Source organism: Rhodovulum sp. (assembly GCF_011048875.1).
Classification (GTDB): Bacteria; Pseudomonadota; Alphaproteobacteria; order Rhodobacterales; family Rhodobacteraceae; genus Rhodovulum; species Rhodovulum tesquicola.
Genome location: NZ_DSDD01000345.1, coordinates 1 through 8125, shown reverse-complemented (window position 1 = coordinate 8125; position 8125 = coordinate 1). Strand labels below are relative to the sequence as shown.

6 protein-coding genes are annotated in these 8125 nt (G+C 65.0%); 3 read left to right on the top strand and 3 right to left on the bottom strand.

What is annotated here, in order from left to right:
• Positions 1-267: 267 nt before the first annotated feature.
• From ENN83_RS12115 to ENN83_RS12105, 3 genes are read right to left on the bottom strand one after another with little or no spacing between them, the layout of a single operon-like run.
• Entirely contained in the window at positions 268-855 is a 588-nt protein-coding gene (locus ENN83_RS12115) for a TadE/TadG family type IV pilus assembly protein (RefSeq protein ID WP_287187362.1), read from the bottom strand.
• Between the two features lie 3 nt (positions 856-858).
• Positions 859-1410, bottom strand: coding sequence for a TadE/TadG family type IV pilus assembly protein (locus tag ENN83_RS12110; protein WP_287187361.1), 552 nt, complete (start codon positions 1408-1410; stop codon positions 859-861).
• The gene (locus ENN83_RS12105) at positions 1407-3212 is read right to left on the bottom strand and encodes a TadE/TadG family type IV pilus assembly protein (RefSeq protein WP_287187360.1); all 1806 of its coding nucleotides are present in this window, start codon (positions 3210-3212) and stop codon (positions 1407-1409) included. The genes ENN83_RS12110 and ENN83_RS12105 overlap by 4 nt, the downstream gene beginning before the upstream one ends.
• Before the next feature lie 462 nt (positions 3213-3674).
• On the opposite strand from ENN83_RS12105, the gene dnaG reads away from it, so the two are divergent.
• The 3 genes from dnaG to ENN83_RS12090 all read left to right on the top strand — a co-directional run.
• On the top strand, positions 3675-5705 hold the full coding sequence (dnaG, locus tag ENN83_RS12100) for a DNA primase (protein ID WP_287187359.1): 2031 nt from the start codon (positions 3675-3677) through the stop codon (positions 5703-5705).
• 53 nt (positions 5706-5758) lie between these two features.
• Entirely contained in the window at positions 5759-7759 is a 2001-nt protein-coding gene (gene rpoD / locus ENN83_RS12095) for an RNA polymerase sigma factor RpoD (protein WP_287187357.1), read from the top strand.
• Positions 7760-7866: 107 nt separating this feature from the next.
• A partial coding sequence (locus ENN83_RS12090) for a transposase (RefSeq protein WP_287187356.1) occupies positions 7867-8125 on the top strand: 259 nt, incomplete at its 3' end.

Sequence of the window (8125 nt, the reverse complement as noted above, 5' to 3'; positions counted from 1 at the left end):
TGCTCGCGCCGCGTGACCTTCTTCTTCATCGCATCACGCAGGCCGGGAAAGGCGGGCTGTTTCGGCATAGGTGGGGCTTCTTGCAGGGATGTCCCAGCCTACCAGATCAGGCTGAAATCGGCAGGTTTTTCAGACCTTCCTGACGTAGACTGACTCATGGTGAGGGGGGGCTGCCTTGAAAACTGGACTTTCTGGCTTCGACAACCGAAAAATACCTGCTTTCAAAAGCTTACGCTACCCTCACCACATCCTCGTGTATAATTCAGGCTAGCTGTTTTCCCACTCCAGCTTGGGCACGAAGCGCGGCCGGGTGACGACGAAGCTTTCCATCTGGATGTCGCCGACCCCGAACCAGATCGGCGAGACCGGCGACCGGTAGAGCACCTGGGTTTCGACCAGGATAACGCGATCATTCGCTGGCAACAGCGGTATGCTGGCCTCGAAGATCGTGTTCAGATCGGTCTTGGTCATCGGGGTCAGGCCATTGGTGCCGTAGGACCAGTCGATATCGAGTTCGCGGCCCGTGTCGTCCTTGTCGCATTTGTCGGTGCAGGTGACCACCGTCACGCGCAGACGTCCCAGGGGGTCGGCCGTATTGGTGACATAGTTGAAGATGCTGTCCAGCCCCTCGATATAGGCGGGGGTGATCGGCCCCTCCATTTCCCGGCTCAGCAGGTCCGAGACGGTGTAGGCCCCCTTGAGGTTGATCGTCTTCATGTGGAAGCCGTAGAAATAGGTGATGATGCCGAGCAGCACCCACAGAAACAGGGGCAGCATCAGCAGCAGCTCGATCACCATGTTGCCGCTGGTGTCGCGGGCGAAGCGGCGGAATGGGGCGAGCAGGGCGCGCGGCATCTCTCAGACCCCCGCGCCGGGTTCGTTGACGAAGGCCGAGGTGGCCACCAGCGCATAGCCGTCGCCCGAGGCCTTGTGCAGCCTCAGCCCGAGCCCGACCCCCGGGAAGAACGGGTCGACGACGACGCAGGCGCGCACCATCATCAGGGTGTTCTGCGGGCCCTGGGTGAAATTGGTGACGGGCTGGATCGGGGCGCGGCGGTCGACGCAGGTCGCCACGGCGTCCGGCAGGGTCCAGGTGGTTTTCGACACGGGGGTCATCTCGATCCGGACCACGTTCTTGCAGTCGGGAAAGAGATTGGCCTGACTGCAGACGATCTCCTTGAAGCGGTCGTGATCGAGGCCGGGATGCCTGCCCAGCCGCACCTCGCGCATCGAGACGTCGAGCGCGTGTTCCAGCAGCAGCTGGCGGGTCATCAGGATCGATGCCTCGAGCCCCATCAGGAACATCATCATCACGATCGGCAGGGCGAGGACCACCTCGATGCTGGCGGTCCCCTCCTCCCGGCGCAGCGCGCGCGCGATTCGGGGCAGGAGTCCCGGACATGCTCTCATTCGGTCAGCCTCAGCTGGTTCAGCGACGAGGCGATGGCGCCGAACGTGTCGGACAGGTTCAGCCCGTCGGCCAGGAAGAAATGGTTGACTGTCGTCGCGCATTTGCTCAGCAGTTCCTCCTCGCCGCTGCCGCCTCCGATTTCGAAACCGATGGTGTAGACGAGGATGTCCCTGGCCTTGGCGGCGTTGCAGATGTCCAGCAGTCGCGCGTCCTTGATCGCCCTGCCATGCGAGAGCACCGGCTTCTCGAGCCAGCTGAACCGGCCGAACCACTGGGTGGTGAAGGTCGACCACACCTCCGGATAACCGAGCTGACGCGGCGTGCCGTCCGGCGGCCCGGTCTCGGTGCAGACCCATTCCTGGCGCGATTTCAGATTCCGCAACCGGTCATAGTAGTAAACGGTCTGGTATCCACAGGTTTGTTGCGGTTCGCCGATATAGACGTTGTCGAACCAGCCCGACTTGTAATCGCTGCCGTCCTTGTTGACCCAGCGATACTGGTCGCGGCCGGCATTGTAGACCGAATAGACCGGATCGCCCGGCGTGCCGTCCGCCTTGTCGTAGTGCCAGACCACCGACGGGCCGTCGCGATACTGGGTCTTGAGATAGTGTTGGGTGGTGTTTTGCCCATCGGTCATCAGGATGATGGCCTTGGCATTGTAGCTCTGGGCGTAATTGTAGGGCCGCCCGCGCAGGGCCGGATCGACCAGCATCTCGCTGGAGCTGGTCGCGACAGGCGTCGAGGTCAGGCTGTCCACGACCGAGCGGATCCCGGGATCGAGCAGCGCGGCCCCCCATTTCATGCCCACGTCGATCGAGGTGTTGCCCTGGGCGATCAGCGCGTCGATCGCATCATATGCCTTGGTGTGACTGTCGATCAGCGGTTTGATCCAGCGTTCGCTCTGGATGTTGCAGGACCAGCTGCGTGGCGTGCGGTAATAGCGCCTCCAGGGGTCGAAATGGCCAGTGCGCATGAGCACGTTCTGGGGCGCGGGCGGCAGCCCCGAAAGCGGGTCGGAGACGTAATCGCCAAGGCTGACGCGGGTATAGTCGTCCGACGAGAAGTCGACGCAATGCGATGAGGCATGCTCGTTCGTGACGTTGAACAGCGACAGCAGGTGCGGGCCGGCATTTACCTGTTCGGAATAGGGCACGATCGAGATCGAGACCTTGCCATGCTCGACCTCGCAGGGCTTGTCCGATCCGCGGCTGGCATTCGGGTTGCATTGCATGTGGTAGACGAAATCCTTGGCCGCCTCCTTGAGGTCGTGAATTCGCGTATTACCCGAGGCCGCGGACCAGCCCATCGAGCCGGAGACGTCCAGAACCATCGAGATCTCGAGATCGCTGATCCCCTCTTCGGCGGCGCTGCTGGTGATGACCGACATTTCGTTCATGCCGAGGAAAGACAGGAAAATCGGTCGCAGGGTCGCACTGGCGGACGCGCGCACCTTGCGGTAGGCGGCGGTGCCCGAGGACAGATCCTCCTCGACCTTGATGGGACCCAGATAGTCCTTGAGGCCCGCCTTCTCGAAATAATCCTCGACAACGGCCTTGGCGTCCCGGGTCTGGCGTAGGCTGGCGGCGGCCAGCACGGCGCGGTCCATCGTGTTCTGAAGCCGTGCGCGCGTGTGCTCGTATCGCATGAAGTCGATCGCCAGCCCCGCGGCCAGTATCATCGCAACGAGGATGAACAGCGAGAAGATGATCAGCCCCCCGGCCTCGTCCCGCCGGAAGCGGGCCAGGGCCTCACGCCGCCCTGCGCGCATCGGGAAAAAGCGGGTCCTCGGGGCAATCGACATCTTAATCGTCCTCGGTCTCTGGGCCCGGCGGGCCAGTAGCGGCACGGAAATCGCGCCTGCATACTAAACCAGGGAGTTGTGGCGAAATTGGGGCGGAAGCTGTTGGGTTCACCCTGATTTCCGGCGGATTTCGTACAAGGTCGCGGCGCTTGGAGGGGAATATCGGAATGCGCGAAACAATCGTACGGGCCCCGGGGGATACACCGCCCGCCCGGAACCGGACGGCGCCGGGTGCGGGCGGAGGACGACGGCCATCCCAACGCCGCCCGGTCCCGGTTTCCGCCGGTCGCCCGAGCTGATTCGGCCGCCCTGGCCATGCGATGGTGTCGATGCGGACCATGGCCGGGCGCTCCCGCCCCCTTGCGCAGCCCTTGCGGGCCGCGCAAGGCGTTGGGCCCGGCGCGCCCGTTCCGGGCGCGTGGCGACTGGACAGGCCCCGGCCCGCGCCCGATATTGACGGGCATGAGCCTGCCCCCCGGATTTCTCGAAGAGCTTCGCAGCCGCGTCTCGCTGGCCGGGGTCGTGGGCCGCAAGGTCATGTGGGACCAGAGCAAGTCGAACCAGGGCAAGGGCGACCTGTGGGCCCCGTGCCCGTTCCACCAGGAAAAGACGGCCAGCTTCCACGTCGATGACCGCAAGGGATTCTATTACTGCTTCGGTTGCCATGCGAAGGGCGACGCGCTGTCCTTCGTGCAGGCGACCGAGAATGTCGGCTTCATGGAGGCGGTGGAGATCCTCGCGCGCGAGGCGGGGATGCAGATGCCTGCGCGCGATCCGCAGGCACAGCAAAAGGCCGACCGGCGCACGCAACTGGCCGAGGTCATGGAGCAGGCGCTGCGCCATTACCGGATGCAGTTGCGCAGCGGCGCCGCGGCCGAGGCGCGGGCCTATCTCGACCGGCGCGGGCTGGGCGAGGCGGCGCGCGACCGCTGGGAGATCGGCTTTGCGCCCCCCGACTGGCGCGGATTGTGGACGCATCTGCGCGGCCGGGGCGTGAGCGAGGACCTGATCCTGGGGGCGGGGCTTGCCCGCCGGTCGGACAAGGGCGGCGAGCCCTATGACGTGTTCCGCAACCGCATCCTGTTCCCGATCCGCGACCCGCGGGGCCGTGCCATTGCCTTCGGCGGGCGGGCGATGGACCCGGCGGACAGCGCGAAATACCTGAACTCGCCCCAGACGGACCTTTTCGACAAGGGGCTGAACCTGTTCAACCACGGCCCCGCGCGCGAGGCGGCGGGCAAGGGCCAGACGCTGATCGTGGCCGAGGGCTACATGGACGTGATCGCGCTGGCCGAGGCGGGATTCACGGCGGCGGTCGCGCCCTTGGGCACCGCGATCACCGAGGCGCAATTGCGCCTGCTCTGGCGCATCCATCCCGAGCCGGTGATCGCACTCGATGGCGACAGGGCGGGGATCAATGCGGCGCGCCGCCTGATCGACCTGGCGCTGCCGCTGCTGGAGGCGGGCCATGCGCTGCGCTTTGCCCTGATGCCGCCCGGGCAGGACCCCGATGACGTGATCCGCAGCGGCGGGGCGGGGGCCATGGCCAAGCTGATCGAGGCCGCGCGCCCGATGGTGCAGCTGTTGTGGGAGCGCGAGACCGAGGGCAAGTCCTTTGACAGCCCCGAGCGCCGCGCCGCGCTGGACCGCGACCTGCGGCAGGTGCTGGTCCGGATCAAGGACCCCTCGCTGCGGCGCCATTACGGCGAGGAGATCAACCGCCTGCGCTGGAGCCTGTTCCGTCCCGCCCGCGGCCCCGCCCGCAAGGGCGAATGGAAGGGCCGCCCGGCCCCCGCCGCGCCGCGGTCCAGCACGCGCGGTTCCGCGCTTGTCGCCGCCCCCGCGCGGTTCGAGGAAGACCTGCGCGAGGCGGTGATCCTGGCGACGCTGATCGCGCATCCCGCGCTGATCCCCGAATTCGAGAGCGAACTGGAACGGCTGGATTGTGGTGTGGCCGAGCATGCGGGGCTTCTGGCCGCGCTGCTGGCCGAGGCCCATGCCGTCCACCGCGCCGCCCCCGCCGCCTTTCGCGCCGCGATCGAGGCCCGTGTCGGCCGCGAGCCCCTTGAAAAGCTGTTTGCCCTCGGCCATGTCCGCATAGCCCCGCCGATCCGCGACCCCGGAGATGCCGCCAAGGCGGCTCTGTGCCTGGCCGAGGAACTGGCCAAGCTGTCGGCGACACGGGGCGCGGAACGGGAGATCGAGGAAGCGATGCACGATCTTCAGGGTCTCGTCGACGAGGGGCTGACCTGGCGTCTGGGCCAGGCGGCGGAGGCGCGCAACCGCGCGGGACGCAGGCAGAGCGAGGATCGCACCGATTACGAGATCGGCCCGAACGGCGCCCGGATCAGCCGCGACGAGAAGGACGCCTTCGCCGAATTGCTGGACCGAATCGACTACAGCCGGGGAAAGCGACGCATTCGGGGCGCAGTCGACCGGGAAACGTCAGCAACATCAGGGGAATCGGGTGGCCTTCCCGATGATTCGCGCTAATGAGTCGGGTTCAACGGCCCGAACGAATCAGCCTCCCCCGCAAGGAGCATTTCATGGCAGCAAAAGACGCCGACGACCGCAAGACCGACGAGCAGGATCCCGAGATCTCGCTCGACATGAGCCAGGCCCAGGTCAAGAGGATGATCGCCGACGCCAAGGAGCGCGGCTATATCACCTATGACCAGCTCAACCAGGTCCTGCCGCCCGAACAGGTGTCGTCGGAACAGATCGAGGACGTCATGTCGATGCTGTCCGAGATGGGCATCAACGTGATCGATTCCGACGAGGACGCCGAGGAGCCCGAGGAAGGCTCGACCGAAGTGGTAGAAACCTCGTCCTCGCGCGAGGTTGCCGTCGCCACCAGCCAGTCCGAGACTCTGGACCGCACCGACGACCCGGTGCGGATGTATCTGCGCGAGATGGGCTCGGTCGAATTGCTGAGCCGCGAGGGCGAGATCGCCATCGCCAAGCGGATCGAGGCCGGGCGCAACACGATGATCGCGGGGCTGTGCGAAAGCCCGCTGACCTTCCAGGCGATCACGATCTGGCGCGACGAGCTTCTGAACGAGGACATCCTGCTGCGCGACGTGATCGACCTTGAAGCCACCTTCGGCCGGTCGGTCGAGGGCGACGACGACGAGCCGGTTGTCGGGGGGCTGGACGTTGAGAGCGCTTCCGGCACCGGCACCGGCACGTCGACCCGATCCGAGTCCGAGCCCGAACTGGACGCTGATGGCAACCCGATCCGGCGCGAGGACGAGGACGAGGACGACGAACAGGCCAACATGAGCCTGGCCGCCATGGAGGCCGTGCTCAAGCCGCGCGTGCTGGAAACGCTCGACCGGATCGCCCATGACTATGTCAAGCTGTCCCGGGTCCAGGACAAGCGCATTCAGGCCACGCTGAACAAGGCGCTGCACTTCTCGCCGCGTGACGAGGCCGAATACCAGAAGCTGCGCGCAGAGATCGTTGTGCTGGTGAACGAGTTGCACCTGCACAACAACCGGATCGAGGCGCTGATCGATCAGCTTTACGGCATCAACCGCAAGATCATGCAGATCGACAGTGCCATGGTGAAGCTGGCCGACGAGGCCCGCATCAACCGGCGCGAATTCATCGAGGAATATCGCGGCCACGAGCTTGATCCGCTCTGGATGGAGCGGATGCGCGACAAGGCGGGCCGCGGCTGGCAGGCTTTCGCCGAACGCTCGGGTCCGAAAGTGGCGGACCTGCGCGCCGAGATGGCGCAGGTCGGTCAGTATGTCGGCGTCGACATCCAGGAATTCCGCCGCATCGTCAACCAGGTGCAGAAGGGCGAAAAGGAAGCCCGCCAGGCCAAGAAGGAAATGGTCGAGGCGAACCTGCGGCTGGTGATTTCCATTGCCAAGAAATACACCAATCGCGGGCTGCAATTCCTGGATCTCATTCAGGAAGGCAATATCGGCCTGATGAAGGCAGTGGACAAGTTCGAATACCGCCGTGGCTACAAGTTCTCGACCTACGCGACGTGGTGGATCCGGCAGGCGATCACCCGCTCGATCGCGGATCAGGCGCGCACGATCCGCATCCCCGTCCACATGATCGAGACGATCAACAAGCTGGTGCGGACGGGCCGCCAGATGCTGCACGAGATCGGCCGCGAACCGACGCCCGAGGAACTGGCCGAAAAGCTCCAGATGCCGCTGGAAAAGGTCCGCAAGGTGATGAAGATCGCCAAGGAACCGATTTCTCTGGAAACCCCCATCGGCGACGAGGAGGACAGCCAGCTTGGCGATTTCATCGAGGACAAGAACGCGGTCCTGCCGCTGGACTCGGCCATTCAGGAGAACCTGAAGGAAACCACGACCCGGGTTCTGGCCTCGCTGACCCCGCGCGAGGAACGCGTGCTGCGCATGCGCTTCGGCATCGGCATGAACACCGACCACACGCTGGAGGAAGTCGGCCAGCAATTCAGCGTCACCCGCGAACGCATCCGCCAGATCGAGGCGAAGGCTTTGCGCAAGCTGAAGCATCCGAGCCGGTCGCGGAAGTTGCGGAGTTTCCTGGATCAGTGAGGCAACTTGCGAGTAATTTATTTCGATGAAGTAAAGGAAGGTCTGAAAAACCTCCCGATTTCAGCCTGATCTGGTAGGCTGGGACATCCCTGCAAGAAGCCCCACCTATGCCGAAACAGCCCGCCTTTCCCGGCCTGCGCGACGCGATGAGGAAGAAGGTCACGCGGCGCGAGCAGTTCCTGGCGGAGATGGACGCGGTGGTGCCCTGGTGTCGGCTGCTGGCACTGATCGCGCCGCATTATCCCAAGGCTGGGCCGAAGGGCGGCCGGCCACCGATGCCGCTGGAGGTGATGCTGCGGGTCTGCTTCCTGCAGAACTGGTATGCCCTGAGCGACCCGATGGCCGAGAAGACCCTTTACGACAGCG

Coding starts and splice junctions, on each gene's coding strand:
- rpoD (WP_287187357.1), top strand. CDS start 5,759: ATGGCAGCAAAAGACGCCGACGACCGCAAGACCGACGAGCAGGATCCC.
- dnaG (WP_287187359.1), top strand. CDS start 3,675: ATGAGCCTGCCCCCCGGATTTCTCGAAGAGCTTCGCAGCCGCGTCTCG.
- ENN83_RS12115 (WP_287187362.1), bottom strand. CDS start 855: ATGCCGCGCGCCCTGCTCGCCCCATTCCGCCGCTTCGCCCGCGACACC.
- ENN83_RS12105 (WP_287187360.1), bottom strand. CDS start 3,212: ATGTCGATTGCCCCGAGGACCCGCTTTTTCCCGATGCGCGCAGGGCGG.
- ENN83_RS12110 (WP_287187361.1), bottom strand. CDS start 1,410: ATGAGAGCATGTCCGGGACTCCTGCCCCGAATCGCGCGCGCGCTGCGC.